Annotated in this window: 16 protein-coding genes; 8 read left to right on the plus strand and 8 right to left on the minus strand. The window is 67.0% G+C overall.

The window, feature by feature from the left end; translation table 11 throughout:
* Position 1 precedes the first annotated feature (1 nt).
* A complete protein-coding gene (locus ACFOMD_RS08445) occupies positions 2–442 on the minus strand; it encodes a hypothetical protein (RefSeq protein WP_380859794.1) in 441 nt (146 codons plus the stop codon).
* Between the two features lie 87 nt (positions 443–529).
* Here ACFOMD_RS08445 and ACFOMD_RS08450 point away from each other — a divergent pair, with 87 nt between their 5' ends.
* From ACFOMD_RS08450 to ACFOMD_RS08465, 4 genes are all read left to right on the plus strand, one after another.
* Positions 530–1,627: a PQQ-dependent sugar dehydrogenase gene (locus ACFOMD_RS08450; RefSeq protein ID WP_380859797.1), complete on the plus strand. Its 1,098-nt coding sequence runs from the start codon at positions 530–532 to the stop codon at positions 1,625–1,627.
* A gap of 151 nt (positions 1,628–1,778) precedes the next feature.
* Positions 1,779–3,863, plus strand: coding sequence for an acylase (locus tag ACFOMD_RS08455; protein ID WP_380859800.1), 2,085 nt, complete (start codon positions 1,779–1,781; stop codon positions 3,861–3,863).
* Positions 3,864–3,959: 96 nt separating this feature from the next.
* Positions 3,960–6,704 carry a M16 family metallopeptidase gene (locus ACFOMD_RS08460; RefSeq protein WP_449329074.1) on the plus strand — a complete coding sequence of 915 codons (2,745 nt, stop codon included), beginning with the start codon at positions 3,960–3,962 and terminating at the stop codon, positions 6,702–6,704.
* 71 nt (positions 6,705–6,775) lie between these two features.
* Positions 6,776–7,327, plus strand: a complete 552-nt coding sequence (locus ACFOMD_RS08465; RefSeq protein WP_380859806.1) for a TIGR00645 family protein — start codon at positions 6,776–6,778, stop codon at positions 7,325–7,327.
* Here the strand turns inward: ACFOMD_RS08465 and ACFOMD_RS08470 are convergent.
* Both ACFOMD_RS08470 and ACFOMD_RS08475 read right to left on the minus strand, forming a co-directional pair.
* A complete protein-coding gene (locus ACFOMD_RS08470) occupies positions 7,324–8,169 on the minus strand; it encodes an EamA family transporter (RefSeq protein ID WP_380859808.1) in 846 nt (281 codons plus the stop codon). The two genes, ACFOMD_RS08465 and ACFOMD_RS08470, sit on opposite strands and share 4 nt — an antisense overlap.
* Positions 8,154–8,681: a GNAT family N-acetyltransferase gene (locus tag ACFOMD_RS08475; RefSeq protein ID WP_380859811.1), complete on the minus strand. Its 528-nt coding sequence runs from the start codon at positions 8,679–8,681 to the stop codon at positions 8,154–8,156. The genes ACFOMD_RS08470 and ACFOMD_RS08475 overlap by 16 nt, the downstream gene beginning before the upstream one ends.
* Before the next feature lie 74 nt (positions 8,682–8,755).
* On the opposite strand from ACFOMD_RS08475, the gene ACFOMD_RS08480 reads away from it, so the two are divergent.
* Positions 8,756–9,736 carry a metal-dependent hydrolase gene (locus tag ACFOMD_RS08480; RefSeq protein WP_380859814.1) on the plus strand — a complete coding sequence of 327 codons (981 nt, stop codon included), beginning with the start codon at positions 8,756–8,758 and terminating at the stop codon, positions 9,734–9,736.
* Here ACFOMD_RS08480 and ACFOMD_RS08485 read toward each other — a convergent pair.
* A complete protein-coding gene (locus ACFOMD_RS08485) occupies positions 9,695–10,036 on the minus strand; it encodes a hypothetical protein (RefSeq protein WP_380859817.1) in 342 nt (113 codons plus the stop codon). The genes ACFOMD_RS08480 and ACFOMD_RS08485 overlap by 42 nt on opposite strands.
* A 64-nt stretch (positions 10,037–10,100) precedes the next feature.
* On the opposite strand from ACFOMD_RS08485, the gene ACFOMD_RS08490 reads away from it, so the two are divergent.
* From ACFOMD_RS08490 to ACFOMD_RS08500, 3 genes are read left to right on the plus strand one after another with little or no spacing between them, the layout of a single operon-like run.
* Positions 10,101–11,720 (plus strand): NAD(P)/FAD-dependent oxidoreductase, encoded by a 1,620-nt coding sequence (locus ACFOMD_RS08490; protein ID WP_380859820.1) that lies wholly within the window; start codon positions 10,101–10,103, stop codon positions 11,718–11,720.
* 2 nt (positions 11,721–11,722) lie between these two features.
* Positions 11,723–12,100 (plus strand): reverse transcriptase-like protein, encoded by a 378-nt coding sequence (locus ACFOMD_RS08495; RefSeq protein ID WP_380859823.1) that lies wholly within the window; start codon positions 11,723–11,725, stop codon positions 12,098–12,100.
* Positions 12,097–12,636, plus strand: a complete 540-nt coding sequence (locus ACFOMD_RS08500) for a pseudouridine synthase (RefSeq protein WP_380859826.1) — start codon at positions 12,097–12,099, stop codon at positions 12,634–12,636. Before ACFOMD_RS08495 ends, ACFOMD_RS08500 begins: the two co-directional genes overlap by 4 nt.
* Before the next feature lies 1 nt (position 12,637).
* Here ACFOMD_RS08500 and ACFOMD_RS08505 read toward each other — a convergent pair whose 3' ends face one another.
* The 4 genes from ACFOMD_RS08505 to ACFOMD_RS08520 form a co-directional block, all read right to left on the minus strand.
* A complete protein-coding gene (locus ACFOMD_RS08505) occupies positions 12,638–13,771 on the minus strand; it encodes a DNA cytosine methyltransferase (RefSeq protein WP_380859829.1) in 1,134 nt (377 codons plus the stop codon).
* A complete protein-coding gene (locus ACFOMD_RS08510; RefSeq protein WP_380859832.1) occupies positions 13,768–14,694 on the minus strand; it encodes a hypothetical protein in 927 nt (308 codons plus the stop codon). The genes ACFOMD_RS08505 and ACFOMD_RS08510 overlap by 4 nt, the downstream gene beginning before the upstream one ends.
* Positions 14,695–14,795: 101 nt before the next feature.
* A complete protein-coding gene (locus tag ACFOMD_RS08515; protein WP_380860076.1) occupies positions 14,796–16,391 on the minus strand; it encodes a cisplatin damage response ATP-dependent DNA ligase in 1,596 nt (531 codons plus the stop codon).
* Positions 16,392–16,434: 43 nt separating this feature from the next.
* Complete coding sequence (locus ACFOMD_RS08520; RefSeq protein WP_380859835.1) at positions 16,435–16,806, minus strand: hypothetical protein; 372 nt, start codon at positions 16,804–16,806, stop codon at positions 16,435–16,437.
* Between the last annotated feature and the right edge of the window lie 44 nt (positions 16,807–16,850).

The raw sequence follows: 16,850 nt of genomic DNA on the forward strand, positions 1-16,850 counted from the left end.
CTCAGACCTTTTGCGGGCGAGTGAACCAGGTGAACAGCAACCCGCCGATCGCGCCGGCGAGGCCCAAGGCGATCAGCCCCTCGGTGGTGCGGGCGGAGCCGATCGGGGTGATATCGAAGTTCAGATACATCAGCCACAACGCGGTGATCATCGCCGCCTTGCCGGCGACGGCATAGCCGACCCAGCGCGGCAGCTTGACGAAGCGCAGCACGATCGCGGCGACGAGGAAGCCGACGAGCAGCGCGATGGCGATCACCGCGCCCAAGGTCGGGGCGAGGCCGATGAGGTCGCCCCACGCCAGTTTCCACGCATCGCCCGGCCCGATCTCGGCGCCGACGGCGCGCAGGCCCTGGATGGTGAAATGGCTGTGAATGACGCTCGCGATGATGATGGTGGCCAGCACCGCGGCGACGAAGCCGCCGATCAGACGCTTGTAGTTCATCTGCCCTCCCCTGCGGTTCGCGCCGCCCGCCTTTACAGCGTCAGGGGCGCGGCGCGATAGTGCCGCCAAATTTCGGGGGAGGCGAGAGTGATCAAACGCGCGATGACGGCCCTGCTGGCGCCGCTGCTGCTGGCGGCGGGTGGCCCACCGACGGTGCCGCACCGCATCACCACGATGGCGACCGGCCTCGACCATCCGTGGAGCGTCGCCTTCCTGCCCGACGGCCGCGTGCTGGTCACCGAGCGCGCCGGCCGGCTGCGCGTGATCAGCGGCGGCAAGCTGCAGGCGAAGCCGATCGCCGGGGTGCCCGCCGTCTATGAGAACGGCCAGGGCGGCCTGTTCGACGTGCTGCCGCACCCCGACTTCGCCACCAACCGCCTGCTGTTCCTGTCCTACGCGGCGGGCACGCCGAAGGCCAACGCCACCCGCATCGCCCGCGCCCGGCTCGACGGCGACAGCCTCACCGACGTGAAGGTTATCTTCGAGGTCGCGCCGCTGAAGAACACCCCCGCCCACTATGGCGGCCGCATGGCGTGGCTGCGCGACGGCTCGCTGGTGATGACCACCGGCGACGGCTTCGACTATCGCGAGGCGGCGCAGCGCAAGGACGGCCTCATCGGCAAGACCATCCGCATCCGCCCCGACGGCAAGATCCCGTCGGACAACCCCTTCGTCGGCGTGAAGGGCGCGCGCCCCGAAATCTGGAGCCTCGGCCACCGCAACCCACAGGGCCTCGCCGTCGACCCGGCGACGGGGACGCTCTGGCAGCATGAACATGGCCCGCAGGGCGGCGACGAGGTCAATCTCATCCGCCGCAGCGCCAACTATGGCTGGCCGGTCGCCACCTATGGCCGCGACTATTCGGGCGCCGGCATCAGCCCGTTCAAGACCTACAAGAACATGGTCGACGGCGTGCTGACCTGGACCCCGTCGATCGCCCCCTCCGGCCTCGCCGTCTATCGCGGCGCGATGTTCCCCGAATGGCAGGGCGACCTGATCGTCGGCGCGCTGGCGCATGAGCATGTGCGGCGCGTCGATTTGAACGGCACCAAGGTCGTCGGCCAGCAACGCCTGTTCCCCGACCTCACCGCCCGTATCCGCGATGTCCGGGTGGCGCCCGATGGCGCGATCTGGCTAACGGTCGACGAGGATGAGGGCCGCGTGCTGCGGGTGACGCGGAAGTAGGCGCCGCCCTCTCCTCCTCGTCATCCCCGCGAAGGCGGGGACCCAGTCCACTTAGATAAGGTGCCCGCGGCAGCGGGCAGGGTTAGGTTGAGGGCTGGATCCCCGCCTTCGCGGGGATGACGATAAAGAGAATGACCTCGGGGAGGACGCGATGAAACTTTGGAAGAAGGCGGCGCTTGCCGTCGCCGCATTGATCGTCGTCGTCCTGATCGCCCTCGCCACCTGGGAACGCGCCACCGCCAACACCCCCGCCGCTGACCCCACGCGCATCTACGATGTCCGCATCGTCCGCGATACTTGGGGCGTCCCTCACATCTTCGGCAAGACCGACGCCGACGTCGCCCATGGCATCGGCTACGCGCATGCCGAGGACGACTTCGCCACCCTGCAGGAAGTGTTCGCCGCCACCCGCGGTCGCGCCGGGGCATTGCTCGGCGAAGACGGCGCCAAGGCCGACTATGCCGTCCACCTGCTCGACGCCCGCGCCACCGCACGGCGGCAGATGGCAAAGCTGGCGCCTGACACGCGCGCGCTGCTCGTCGCCTACGCCGCCGGCTTCAACAAATATGCTGCGCAGCATCCCGAGGAAGTGAAGCTCGGCGGGCTGTTTCCGATGACCGCGGAGGATGTCGTCGCCGGCTTCGCCTTCCGCGCGCCCTTCTTCTTCGGGCTCGACCGGGTGATCGGCTCGCTCGCCGAAGGCAAGCTGCCCGACCGCGACGCCCCCGATGTCGGCGAGCGCGGCTCCAACGGCTTTGCCGTCGCCCCGTCGCGCTCGGCCGATGGCGTCACCCGGCTGGTCAACAATTCGCACCAGCCGTGGGAGGGCGGCGTCGCCTGGTATGAGCTGGTCGTCCACAGCGAACAGGGCTGGGACTTCGCCGGCGCCAACTTCCCCGGGGCGCCCTACCCGCTGATGGGCCACAACAAGACTCTCGGCTGGGCGAACACCGTCAACCGCCCCGACCTGATCGACGTGTACAAGCTCGCGCTGTCCGAAGACGGCCAGCGCTACCGCTTCGACGGCGAATGGCTGCCGCTGCAATCGAAACGCGTGTGGCTGCGCGTGAAGATGGGGCCATTCACCCTCCCCGTGCCGCAGACCCTCCATCGCTCGGTCCACGGCCCGGTGATCGTCAACGGCCTCGGCGCCTTCGCCGTCCGCTACGCCGGCATCGATGACGCCTCGAACGTCGAGCAATATTACCGGCTCAACAAGGCGAAGGACTTCGCCGAGTGGCGGTCGATCATGGCCCGCCAGGGCGTCGCCTCGACCAACTTCGTCTATGCCGACGCCGCCGGAAACATCGGCATGTTCTACAACGCCCGCTTCCCCAAGCGGGCCGCCGGGTGCGACTGGAAGGGCGTGCTGCCCGGCGACACCTCGAAGGCGCTGTGGACCGGCTATCTGCCGTTCGACGGCGGGCCGCACCTGATCAACCCACCCTCGGGCTATGTCGCCAACGCCAACAACACGCCGTTCATCGCCAGCACGCCCGCCGACGATCTGAAGCGCGACGCCTACTCGCCGCTGCTCGGCATCGAGAACGGCATGACCAACCGCGCGGTGCGGATGATCGAGCTGTTCGAGGGCGACGCCTCGCTGACTCGCGACGAGCTCGACGTGCTGAAGATGGACAAGGGCTACAGCCGCCAGAGCTGGGTCGGGCCGTGGATGCTCTCCCTCCTCGCGGTGCGCGACCCCAAGCTTGCCGACGCACAGGCGCTGCTGCGGCAGTGGGACTGGACGCTCGACGGCAAGGGCCGCGTCGACGCGCTGGCGGCGCTAATGGTCGCCGCCGGCGCCCGCAACGCCTACCGGCTCCAGGCGCTGCCTGACCCCGCGGAGAAACTCACCGATGCCGTCGACTTCATCACCCGCCACCACGGCCGGCTCGACCCGCCGCTGTCCGCCCTGCTGCGGGTGGAACGCGGCAAGCTGAGCCTGCCCGTCTATGGCGGCCCCGATGCGCTGCGGGCGATCTACTGGGACCGTGACGAGGCGACCGGGCATCTCGTCGCCGACCATGGCGACAGCTATGTCATGATGGTCGAATGGCCGAAGGACGGCCGCGTCGCCTCGCGCAGCATCCACCAGTTCGGCGCCGCCACCACCCGCCCGTCGTCGAAACATTATGGCGATCAGTCGCCTTTGTTCGTGCGCGAGCAATATAAGCCTATATGGTTCGAAGCGGACGACCTTAAGCCGCACATCGCCCGCGAGTATCGCCCGTAGCCGCCGCGTGCCCGGTCTGGCATGAAGGTCCGCGACACAGGTGGTGGGAGTGATTGCATGGCAGGCAAATGGCTGGCGCTTTTCGCCGCGGGAATGATGCTGGTGGGTGGCGGCGATGCCGTTGCCGCCAAGCGCGACAAGAAGGCCGACAAAGCCGCCGCTGCCGCCACCGGTCCCAGCCCCGAGCTGATCGCCTCGGTTAACATTCCCTACGAACAGTTCACGCTGTCGAACGGCTTGCGCGTCGTCGTGCACACCGACCGCAAGGTGCCGATCGTCGCCACCTCGATCTGGTATCATGTCGGTTCCAAGGACGAGCCCGAGGGCAAGACCGGCTTCGCCCATCTGTTCGAACATTTCATGTTCGAGGGGTCGGAGCATGTGAAGGACTTCGACAAGCCGCTTGAGGATGCCGGCGGCACCGGCATGAACGGCTCCACCTGGTTCGACCGCACCAATTATGTGCAGACGGTGCCGACCGGCGCGCTCGACCTCGTGCTGTTCATGGAATCGGATCGCATGGGCCATCTGCTCGGGCGGCTGAACAAGGAGTCGCTCGATCAGCAGCGCGGCGTCGTCCAGAACGAGAAGCGCCAGGGCGACAACCAGCCCTACGGCATGGTCGAATATGAGATGCTGGCCGCGCTGTTCCCCGAAGGCCACGGCTATCGCCACTCGACGATCGGCTCGATGGAGGATCTCTCCGCCGCCAGCCTCGACGACGTGAAGGAGTGGTTCCGCACCTGGAACACGCCGAACAACGCCGTCCTCGTGCTCGCCGGCGACATCGACGTCGCCACCGCGAAGCCGATGGTCGAGAAATATTTCGGCGACATCCCCGCCGGCCCGCCGGTCAAGCGGATGAAGGACAGCGTGCCCGAGCATGTGAACGTCCGCCGATCGGTGATGCAGGACCGCGTCGCGCAGGCGCGCGTCTATCGCGTGTGGGTCGCGCCGGGCCGCACCGACACGGTGACGCCCTCATTGGACGTCGGCGCCGCGATCCTCGCCGGCGGCAACAGCTCGCGGTTCTACAACGACCTCGTCCGCGACAAGAAGCTGGCGACCGGCGTGCGTGGCTATGTGCAGGCGCATGAATCGGCGAGCTTCTTCCAGCTCGAGGCCGATGTGGCGCCCGGCGTCGACCCCAGGCTGGTGGACGCCCGCGTCGACGAGCTAGTGAACCAGTTCCTCGCCGAAGGCCCGACCGCCGACGAGGTGGCGCGCGTCGCCACCCGCGCGGTCGCCGGCACCATCCGCGGCCTCGAACAGGTCGGCGGCTTCGGCGGCAAGGCCGCGACGCTCGCCGAAGCGGCGCTCTATGCGGGCGACCCCGGCTTCTACAAGACCGAGCTACAGCGTTACGCCGATGCGACGCCGGCCAGCGTCCTCGCCGCCACCCGCCGCTGGATCAACGACGGCGCCTTCGCACTGACCGTGCTGCCCTATGGCACCCCGCAGGCGAGCGGCAAGGGCGTAGACCGCAGCAAGCTGCCCGCCGTCACCGCCGGCACCGAACTGGACTTCCCCGCCGTCGAGCGCGCCAAGCTGTCGAACGGCATCCAAATCGTGTTCGCCCGCCGCGCCACCGTGCCGGTCGTCCATCTGTCGATGAACTTCGATGCCGGCATCGCCGCCGATTCCCGCGCCAAGCCGGGCGTCGGCAACCTCACGCTGTCGCTGCTCGACGAGGGGACGGAAAAGCGCACCGCCATCCAGATCGCCGAGGAAGCCGAGCGGCTGGGCGCGGCGATCGGCATGGGCAGCGACGTCGACAGCACCCGTGTCGCCGTCTCGGCGCTGAAGGCCAATCTCGCCCCGTCGATCGACCTTTGGGCCGACATCATCCGCAACCCGACCTTCGCCCCGACCGAGATCGAGCGGCTGCGCGGCATCACCTTGGCGCGCATCGACAATGAGTTCGACCAGCCCGCCGCCCTGGCGCTACGCGTGCTGCCGCCGATCCTCTACGGCACCAGCCATCCCTACGGCGTGGCGCTGACCGGTACCGGCACGGCCGACGGCGTCCGCGCCGCCACGCGCGACGACCTCGCCGCCTTCCACGACACATGGCTGCGACCGGACAACGCCACCATCTTCGTCGTCGGCGACACCAGCCTCGCCGCGGTGACGCCGCTGCTCGAAAAGGCGTTCGGTGACTGGCGTAACCCGCAGGACGCGAAGGGCACGAAGAGCTTCACCACCGCCACCGCGCCGGCCAGCAGCCGCATCGTGCTGATCGACCGCCCGGGGTCGCCGCAGTCCTTCATCCTCGGCGGTGCTCCGCTCCCGGTGCGCGGTGTCGACGATCCGCTGACGCTCTATGCCGCCAACGAGGTGCTCGGCGGCTCCTTCCTGGCGCGCATCAACAACAATCTGCGCGAGACCAAGGGCTGGTCCTACGGCGCCTACACCAACGTGCGCGGCGCGGTGGAGCAGATGCCGTTCATCATCCAGGCGCCGGTGCAGACCGACAAGACGGCGGAATCGATCAAGGAGATCATCGCCGAGCTGCGCGCCTATCGCGGCGCGAAGCTGACCACGCCCGAGGAGCTCAATCGCATCATCGAGGGCAACACCCGGAGTCTCCCCGGCAGCTTCGAGACTGCCGCCAGCGTGCTCGGCTCGATCGAGCGCAACAAGGTCTACGGCCGCCCCGACGACTATCAGGAGAAGCTCGCCGACCGCTACCGCGCGCTGACCGCCGCCGATCTCAACGGCGCGATCAGCCGCTACATCAACCCCGACCAGCTGGTCTGGGTGGTGGTCGGCGACCGCTCGAAGGTCGAGGCGCCGCTCAAGACGCTCGGCCTGCCGGTCGAGGTGCGCTCGGCAAGGTAGGCGTGCGGCAGGCCGACGCACGTCGCGGTCATCGAATTGTACCTGTAACGACCGTCGCCTAGACGGTCGCCATGTCGACCGATGACCTTGCGCCCGCCGCGGCGCCGAAGCTGCGGCCGTTGCCGCTCCTGATCTTCAGCTCGCGCTGGCTGCAGCTGCCGCTCTACGTCGGGCTGATCGCCGCGCAGTGCGTCTATGTGTTCCTGTTCCTGAAGGAACTGGTGCATCTGGTGATGCATGCCTGGGAGTATGACGAGGAGCAGATCATGCTCGTCGTCCTCGGCCTCATCGACGTGGTGATGATTTCCAACCTGCTCGTCATGGTGATCGTCGGCGGTTACGAGACCTTCGTGTCGCGCCTCGGCCTCAAGGGCCACCCCGACCAGCCGGAATGGCTGAGCCACGTCAACGCCGGCGTCTTGAAGGTGAAGCTGGCGATGGCAATCATCGGCATCTCGTCCATCCACCTGCTGCGCACCTTCATCGAGGCGGGCGCGCTCGGCCAGCCGACCGGGCGGATCACCGCCGACGCGGTGCTGTGGCAGACGATCATCCACATGGCATTCATCGCCTCGGCGATCGGCATCGCCTGGGTCGACCGGATGACGCAGACCAAGCACTAGCTGAGGATCAGGATCGCTCCTGCGGCGATGGCGAGAGCCGCGGCCGCGCGGAGCGGCGTCACCTTTTCCTTCAACCAGAACACCGCGATCAGCGTCGCGAACAGGATGCTCGTCTCGCGCAGCGCGGCGAGCGGCGCGGTCGCCTCGGCCAGCCGATAGGCATAGAGCGCGCAGCCGTAGGTGATGATCGACAGCATCCCGGCGATCACCCCCGGCTTCCATTGGTCCTTCACTGTCGCGACGAACCCCGGCCCGCTGATCCACGCGAAGAAGGCCGCGATGGCAAAGCCGAGCAGCATGAACGACCAGCCGATATAGCTGAGCGCCGAAGGCGCCGCGCGCACGCCATTGGCGTCGACCACCGTATAGGCGGCGATGCACACGCCGGTTAGCAGCGACCAGCCCAGCGCCGCGCGGCTGATGTGGCGGCCGAGGCTCATCGCCAGCACGCCCGTCGAGATCGCAACGATGCCGGCCACCTCGGTCGGCGTCGGCACCTCGTCCATCAGCCCGATCGCCAGCAGCGCGGTCAGCGCCGGCGCCGTGCCGCGCGCGATCGGATAGGCGGCGGAGAAATCGGCGATCTGGAACGATCGCACCAGCGCATAGAGATAGAGCAGATGGATCGCCGCCGACCCGATCAGCCACCCCCAGGCCCCGTGCGGCAGCGGCGACATGATCGCGAGCGGAATCGCGAACACCGCGCTCGACCCGTCGATCAGCGCGCGGCCGGCCATCTTGTCCTTGCCCGACTTCAGGATGGCGTTGACCACCGCATGAATGGCGCCCGACAGCAGGATGAGGGCGTAGGCGAGGTCGGTGCCGGTCAACGATCCCGCCACTCGCGCGCGAGGATCGCGTAGCTCACTTCGTCGACGAAGCGCTGCTCGGCCTGGTGGAACCAGGCTTCGATCATCTCGCCCTCCAGCCGAAAGCCGAGCTTTTCGAGCAGCCGCCGCGAGCGGTTGTTCTCCATCCCGGTGATCGCGATCACTCGGTGAAGGCCCATGTCGCCGAAGAGATGCGTCAGCACCCGCCCCACCGCCTCCGGCCCTAACCCCTGCCCGAAGCTGTCGGCAAAGAAGCCGTAGCCCAGTTCCGCCTGCCGCTCGCCCGGGCCGTCGCGGTTGATGGCGATGCGGCCGATCACCCGGCCGTCGTGCTCGACGACCAGCTCCGACCAGCCGGAATCGGCGGCGGTCTTCACCATCAGCTCTTCGGTCTGTGCGCGCATCTCTTCGAGGGTGCGCCGGCGGTTGCCGATCAGCGGCCAATGCGCCTCGTTGAGCGCCTGCAGGGTCTCGACATCGTCGAGCGTGGGCGGGCGCAGCAGCAGGCGGGCGGTGGTCAGCATCGACGCATGCTAGCCGCCGGACTTGGTCAGGTCATCCGCTTGCGATAGCGAGGGTATGCAATCAGGGAGCGACGATGGACAATCTGGCACATGGCCTCGTGGGCGCGGCGCTCGGCGAGGCGGGGCTGAAGGAAAAGACCGGCCTCGGCATGGCCACCCTCATCCTCGCCGCCAACCTGCCCGACATCGATGTGCTGGGGCTGTTCTTCAACGAGAATCTCGCGTGGCGGCGCGGCTGGACGCATGGGCCGGTGGCGATGCTGATCCTGCCGCCGCTGCTCGTCGCCGCAATGGTGGCGTTCGACCGCTGGCAGGCGAAGCGCGGCAAGCGGCCACCCGCTCGCCTGCCGCTCCACGTCGGCTGGCTGTTCGCGCTCGCTTATATCGGCTGGTTCACCCACCCGCTGCTCGACTTCTTCAACACCTACGGCATCCGCCTGCTGATGCCCTTCTCCGACCGCTGGTTCTACGGCGACACCCTGTTCATCATCGACCCGTGGCTGTGGTCGGCACTGGCGATCGGCGTCTGGCTGTCGCGGCATCGCCGGCGCAGGCAAGCCACCGCCCCCCGGATACCGGCGCAGGCCAGCCTCGCGCTGGTCGCCGGCTATGCGGCGCTGATGGGCGCCAGCAGCGTCGCGGCCGAGCGCATCGCCACGCAAGCGGTCGAGGCGCGCGGCCTCGGCCCGGTGCGCACCGCCGTCTCCAGCCCCGCCCCGGTCGATCCCTTCCGCCGCGACATCGTGGTGGCGACCGCCGACAGCTATGTCTTCGGTGAACTGCGCTGGACGCCGGCGCCGGTGCTGAAGCTGTCGGATCAGGTCGTCCCCACCAACATGGACGACCCGGCGATCGAAGCGGCGCGGCGCGAGAAGCACATGGCCGACTTCCTCTATTGGTCCCGCCTGCCCTTCGCGACGATCGAGCGGCACGCCGACGAGACCATCGTGCGGATCACCGACGCACGCTACTCGTCGGGCGCGACCGCCGGCCGCTTCGGCGAGGTGGTGAAGCTATCGCCGGACCAGGCGGGCGGCGCGGGCGACCGCCCATAGGCCGAGGATCAGCAGCGCCGACAGCGCCGCCAGATACACCGGCCCCGCCGCCTTCACCGGGCCGTGGATCTGGTGATCGGCGGTCTCGGCGAGCAGCACGAGGACAAGCCCGCACAGCGCGCTCCACCCCGCGACATGCCACACCGGCCGGTCGCGCACCGCCGCCCACAGCAGCGCCAGCGCCACCGCCAGCTCGTCGAACGCGGCGGGCACGAAATGCGGGCTGCCCCAGTAGCGGGCGATTTCGCCTGCAGTGAGCAGCAGGGCGATGAGCAGGGCGAGGCGGTTGAGCGCGGTCATGCCGCCTTCATAGCCCGGCTGCCGGGGTGGCGCAGCCCCAGGACATCACGCTACAGGGCGCACCATGTTGCGTGTCTCCAACCTCGCCCTGCCGCTGCACCATGCCGACGAGGCGCTGCCCGCCGCGATCTGCAAGCGGCTGCGCATCGGCGCGCGCGAACTCACCCGCTTCGCCATCGTGCGCCGCGGCAACGATGCGCGCGACAAGAGCGACATCCAGCTCGTCTATGTCGTCGACGTGCAGGTGAAGAACGAAGGCGCGGTGCTCGCCCGCTTCCGCAAAGACCGCAACGTCCAGGTCACCCCCGACACCCGGTACAAGTTCGTCGCGCAGGCGCCCGCCGGCGGGGGCTTCAAGCGCCCGGTGGTGATCGGCGCCGGGCCGTGCGGGCTGTTCGCGGCGCTGATTCTCGCGCAGATGGGCTACCGCCCGATCATCCTCGACCGCGGCAAAGTGGTGCGCGAGCGGACCAAGGACACCTGGGGGCTCTGGCGGAAAAGTGTGCTCAACCCTGAATCGAACGTGCAGTTCGGCGAGGGCGGCGCCGGCACCTTTTCCGACGGCAAGCTCTACAGCCGCATCAAGGATCCGCGCCACCTCGACCGCAAGGTGCTGACCGAGTTCGTCAAGGCCGGCGCCCCGCCCGAAATCCTCACCGAGGCGCACCCGCACATCGGCACCTTCCGGCTGGTGACGATGGTCGAATCCTTGCGCGAAACCATCGAGGGGCTGGGCGGCGAGTACCGCTTCTCGACCCGCGTCGACGGCCTCGACATCGAAACCGACGCCGACGGCAACCGCCGTCTGCAGGGCCTGCACCTCCACGACGGCAGCTATCTGGAGGCCGACCATGTCGTCATGGCGATCGGCCACAGCGCCCGCGACACCTTCGCGATACTTCACGCGGCGGGCGTGTACGTCGAGCCCAAGCCCTTCTCGATCGGCGTGCGCATCGAGCATCCGCAGTCGTGGATCGACACCGCGCGCTTCGGCGCCAATGCCGGCCACCCGATCCTCGGCGCCGCCGAATATCATATCTCGCATCACTGCTCGAACGGCCGCACCGTCTACAGCTTCTGCATGTGCCCCGGCGGTACCGTCGTCGCCGCCACCTCGGAAGAAGGGCGCGTCGCGACCAACGGCATGAGCCAATATTCGCGCAACGAGCGCAACGCCAACTCCGGCTTCGTCGTCGCCATAGATCCCGCGCGCGACTACCCCGGCGACCCGCTCGCCGGCCTCGCGCTGCAGCGGCATTGGGAGGAGCGGGCGTTCGTCGCCGGCGGCTCCAACTACAAGGCGCCGGCGCAGCGGCTCGGCGATTTCCTCGCCGGAAAGCCGTCCACGACGCTCGGCACCGTCACCCCTTCCTACCGCCCCGGCGTCACCCCGACCGACCTCGCCGACTGCCTGCCCGACTATGTCGTCGCGGCGATGCGCGAGGCGATCCCGGTGTTCGGGCGGCAGATCCCCGGCTACGACCATCCCGACGTGGTGATGACGGGGGTGGAGACGCGCACCTCCTCGCCGCTGCGCTTCACCCGTGGTAGCGACTTTCAGAGCCTCAACACCGCTGGGCTGTTTCCGGCGGGCGAGGGCGCGGGCTACGCCGGGGGCATCCTTTCGGCGTCGGTCGATGGCATCAAGGTCGCCGAAGCGGTGGCGCGAAGCATGGAGCAATGAGCATGGCGACCCGCACCAAGGTCTATTTCGACGGCGGCGCCCGTCCCAACCCCGGCAAGATCGAGGTCGCGGTGTTCGCCAAGGGGCAGGCCACCATCCGCCGCGACCTCGGCACTGGCGGCAACGGCGACGCCGAATGGCTGGCGCTGATCGAGGGGCTGATTGTCGCGCAGGGACTGGGCCTCGAGGATTTCGTGCTGCTCGGCGACGCGTCCAACGTCGTCGCCAAGGCCAACGGCAAGATGAAGTGCCGCGACGCCGACGCGCCCTATCTCGAACGCTTCCGCGCGCTCGCGGGCGAGACGGTGCCGCGCGTCCGCTACATCAAGCGCTTCCAGAACCTCGCCGGGATCGCGCTTCAGCAAACCCACGATCGATGACGCTGATCCTGTTCAACAAGCCTTATGGCGTGTTGTGCCAGTTCACCGACGCCGGCACCGACGGATCGCGGCCGACGCTCTCGCAGTATATCGACCTGCCCGGCGTCTATCCGGCGGGGCGGCTCGACCTCGACAGCGAAGGCCTGCTGCTGCTCACCGACGACGGCCGGCTGCAGGCGCGCATCGCCGACCCGACGTACAAGACGGAGAAGACCTATCTGGCGCAGGTCGAAGGCGAGATCGGCGACGAGGCGCTGGCGAAGCTGCGCCGCGGCGTCCAGCTCAAGGACGGCCTGACCCGACCCGCCGACGCCGAGCGCATCGACGACCCGCAGCTCTGGCCGCGCGACCCGCCGATCCGCTTCCGCAAGAGCGTCCCCGACAGCTGGCTCAGCCTGACCATCAGCGAAGGCCGCAACCGGCAGGTGCGCCGCATGACGGCGGCGGTCGGCCACGGCACCCTGCGGCTGGTGCGCTGGCGGATCGGCGAATGGAGCCTCGACGGTATCGAGCCCGGCGGCTGGCGGAAGGTCTAGCTCATAAACTTGCCAGAGCCGCCTTACCAAGTGATGCACCGCGGACCTTGGAAGTTCGCAATGCCTTCCGCTCTTCGTCAGTGAGCGTGTTAGCCGGCGGTCGCGCTGATGGGTCGCCTGCGAACGCCGCTGGATCGGATCGCCACCCCATCTGATCCGCGAGGCATTCGGCGAACGCACGCGCCATAGGCGGCGGCACAGCGTTCCCGACTTGCCGATACTGCTGCAGTCGGGGAATCCGATCTGGCCACCGAAAGTCATCGGAGAAGCCCTGCAGGCGCGCGCTCTCCCTGACCGTGATCACACGATCGTGCTGATAGTGGACAGGGCGCAGCGGGCTGAAATTCCCCGAGCCGGCGCGCAATGTATACGACGGGCGCTCGGGATGCAGCCGATCATGGAAAGAACCGCGCTCGCGCTTGCCGGGCTGCAGCAAGCTCAGGCGCGCAACCATATCGGCCGAATGCATCGTCGGCTCATGATTGTAGACGCCGGTTTCGCCGAATTCTCCGGCATCGGGCAGATCGGCGATGGCACTTGCCGCCGACGTGTAGGGCCGCCCAACCGTACCGTGGGTCGGCTGCGGGAACTGCACCGATCGCGGACCTTTTACGCCGAGCATGATGAGGCGTTTGCGATTTTGAGGAACGCCGAAGTCTGCGGCCGAGGCGACGACATGATCAACGGTATAGCCAAGCGCGCGTAACGCCACCTTCGTTTCCTCAAGAAACTCACCACCGGAAATGGCCGCCAGATTCGGCACGTTCTCAAGCATGAACGCCGATGGTGCCAGCTCATCCACGATACGAATGAAATGCCCTATCAGGTCGGCCCGGATGTCGCGCTTGCCCTGGCGTTTGCCGGCGATTGAGAAAGGCTGGCAGGGTGGGCCACCTACGATAAAATCGGCGCGCTCGATGCTCGCAAGTTCGAGAAGCTTCTCGCCGGACACGAGACCAAGGTCAGCGATATAGCCCCTGCCACCCCGATACTCATGGTTGTAATTATAGGCATCAACAGCGCGCGCATCGAGCTCGAAGCCCGCCGCAATGCGCATTCCTGCGTCCAGAAAGCCTGTCGAAAGCCCCCCGCAACCGGCGAACAGCTCAAGCCCCACTGGCGTCTTCGTCGTCATTGCTTGGGCACATTCGTCGCGCGGATCATGGCCAGCTGAGCCTCCGATGTATTGATGACGTAACTTGCGCTGCGCACGATCCGAAGCTCGCCCGGACGGCCCGCAACGTTGAACTCCATCAGATGTACCGCTGACTGATAATCGACCTTCAACGCCAGTGGGCGAACTCTCAGCCCCGGGAAGTAATGCGCGGCATACTGGATCATATTGAAAATCTGCACGCGGTTGAGTTCGTCGACCGCCGCTTTGGCCTCGATGGGAAAGATCACCGGCACATCATCATCGCCGGATGCGATGCCGACATCGATGGCATCGAGTTCGGCCTGCCCGATCCCAGGCACACTCTTTCGAACATGCGAGCGCAAACGGTATATTTTCATCCCGGTGAAGTGATCGAGCAGTTGGCAATAGCCGACGATGGACAACAGCGCCTGCTCATCCATGTCAGCCATCGTTTCCGGCAACAAGCGACGCACCGGCATCGGCGTTTGGTCGATTGCTGGGATAAGGTCGCCAACAGGTGTTTCTATGATGCCGCTGGACGCTTTTTCGAACTGGTAGCGCCCACGGCCCACAGCGCGAAGAACGTGGAAACCCTTCGCCAATATTTCTTCCGGCAGCTTCGTGCGCGACCGCATACGGTAGATCACATCGGCAGGATTGCGCGAGGAAATGGCATCTGGATTATTCGCCACGGCGCGGATCGCCTCTACCGCCGTACGCACGTCGTCGAGCGAGAAGACCACCGTTGAAGCGCCCGCGCGCCACCGATCCTGAAACAGCTTCAGGATGACCGGAACGTAGACCTTTGAATTCCGCCCATGGCTTTGAAGATTCTTACGCTTTGGCGTCGAGACGGCGTCGCCCTCGGCGGCTGATCCGCGCTTCTTCGCAGGGGCGTTTGGCTTCGTCACATCGTCCATGCGCCCCCAATATCACTGCCAGAACAAAAATAGAACACGGGAGGTCAGAATCTTGATAGCAAGAATCAGAACGTGCCTTTCGCGTCAATAGCTCGCCACACCTACGTCACCATCTTCCGCAGGTTGGCAATCGTATCGGCCTCCGCCGCCGGCTTGTCGGTGCGGATGCGGCTGATGCGCGGGAAGCGCATCGCGAGGCCGGACTTGTGGCGCTTCGATTCATGGATGGAGTCGAACGCCACCTCGAGCACCAAGGTCTTCTCCACCTCGCGGACGGGTCCGAAGCGGTTGAGCGTGTGGTTGCGCACGAAGCGGTCGAGCATCATCAGCTCGGCATCGGTGAAGCCGCTGTACGCCTTGCCCACCGGCAGCAGCTCGCCCTCCGGCGTCCAGCAGCCGAACGTATAGTCGGAATAATAGGACGACCGTTTCCCGTGGCCGCGCTGCGCGTACATCATCACGCAGTCGGCGATCAGCGGGTCGCGCTTCCACTTGTACCAATATCCGGCGCGGCGGCCGGCGACGTACGGGCTGTCGCGGCGCTTAAGCATCAGCCCCTCGATGGAGGCATCGCGCGCCTGCATGCGCAGCTCCATCAGATCGTCGAAGCTCTTGCCCTCGATCAAGGTGGAAATGTCAAACCGGTCGGCGGGCAGCGTCGGCACGAACGCCTCCAGCCGCGCGCGGCGCTCCTCCCAGGTCAGCGCGCGCAGATCCGCCTCGCCGTCGAACAAGATGTCGTAGAGCCGGACGAACGCCGGATATTCCTCCAGCGCCTTCGCCGACACCACTTTCCGCCCCAGCCGCTGCTGCAGCGCGTTGAACGACGCCGCGCCGCCGCCCTGATCGTCACCCCCCTGCGCGCTACCACGCACCAGCAGTTCGCCGTCGAGCGTGCCGTGGACGCGGAAGTCGGCGGCGACGTCGGGGAAGCTCCGCGTGATGTCGTCGCCGGCCCGGCTGTAGAGCCGCGTCTCGCCCGCGACATGCACGAGCTGGACGCGGATGCCGTCCCACTTCCACTCGGCGGCATAGGCCGCGAGATCGATGCTCTCCTCCTCCAGCGGATGCGCCAGCATGAAGGGGCGGAAGACGGGCACATTGGCCTGCGTCGGCTGCTCGCCGCGCCCTTCCGCCCAGTCGAACAGCCCGGTGTAGGGCGGCTTGATGCCGTGCCACACCTCCTCCACCGCATCGACATCGAGCGTGAACGCCTGCGCCAGCCCCGTCTTCGCCAGCCGCGCCGATACGCCGATGCGCAGCGCGCCGGTGGCGAGCTTCAGCAGCGCGTAGCGGCCGGCGCTATCGAGCCGGTCGAGTAGGTCGGCCAGCGCCGCCGGCGCCTCGGCCCGCCCGAGCGTCGCCAGCCGCTCGATGACGTCCTTCAGCCGGATGTCCTCGAAATCCTCGTCGTCGCGCCCGAGGGGCTTTTCCCAAAGCAGCGACACTGTCTCGGCAAGGTCGCCGACATAATCGCGGCTCATCGCGAACAGCACTGGATCGACGCGTTCCTCGACCAGCGTCTTGATGAGCGCCGGCTTCACCGCCGGCAGGTCGAGATCGCCGGTCAGCGCCGCCATCGCATAGCCGCGATCAGGATCGGGCGTGCGCTTCAGATAATCGGCGATCAGCTGCAGCTTCGCGTTGCGCGAGCGCGTGTAGACCAGCCGGTCGAGAAGCGTGGAGAAGGCGTGCATCGTCAGGCGCAACGATCAGGGGATGGGGAGAGGTTCCGCGAGGTCAAAGCTTGCGGTCGGGCGGGTTCTTGAGGTCGCGGAAAATTTGGACGGCGCCGTAGAGCATGGTTGCGAAGCATAGTGTGCCGCCTAGCATCACAAGCGGGACGTTTCGCGGCTCAACAATCTCACCGGCCATGATGACAAGAACGCCGAGCACAGTAACCCAAAGCCGCGCCTTATAGTCGAGGTATCGCGGCTCCTCTTCGCTGTATGCTGTCATCACCTCCTTAAATTTGCTTAGAAAAGCCCAGTCGAACCCAATTGCGAGGAATACCCAGAGAGCAAGTGTCAGCGGGAGCTTTGCGTCGAAGGCAGGAACGAAAAGATCCTTTCCGTAGGCGACGAGCGCGATCAGCACGGCGACAGCGGCCACGCTTAGCGCGATCTGCGACCATGGTGCCGGCTCGTTGTTGCGTC

It is taken from the genome of Sphingoaurantiacus capsulatus (assembly GCF_042648405.1).
In the GTDB taxonomy this organism is placed as follows: domain Bacteria; phylum Pseudomonadota; class Alphaproteobacteria; order Sphingomonadales; family Sphingomonadaceae; genus Sphingoaurantiacus; species Sphingoaurantiacus capsulatus.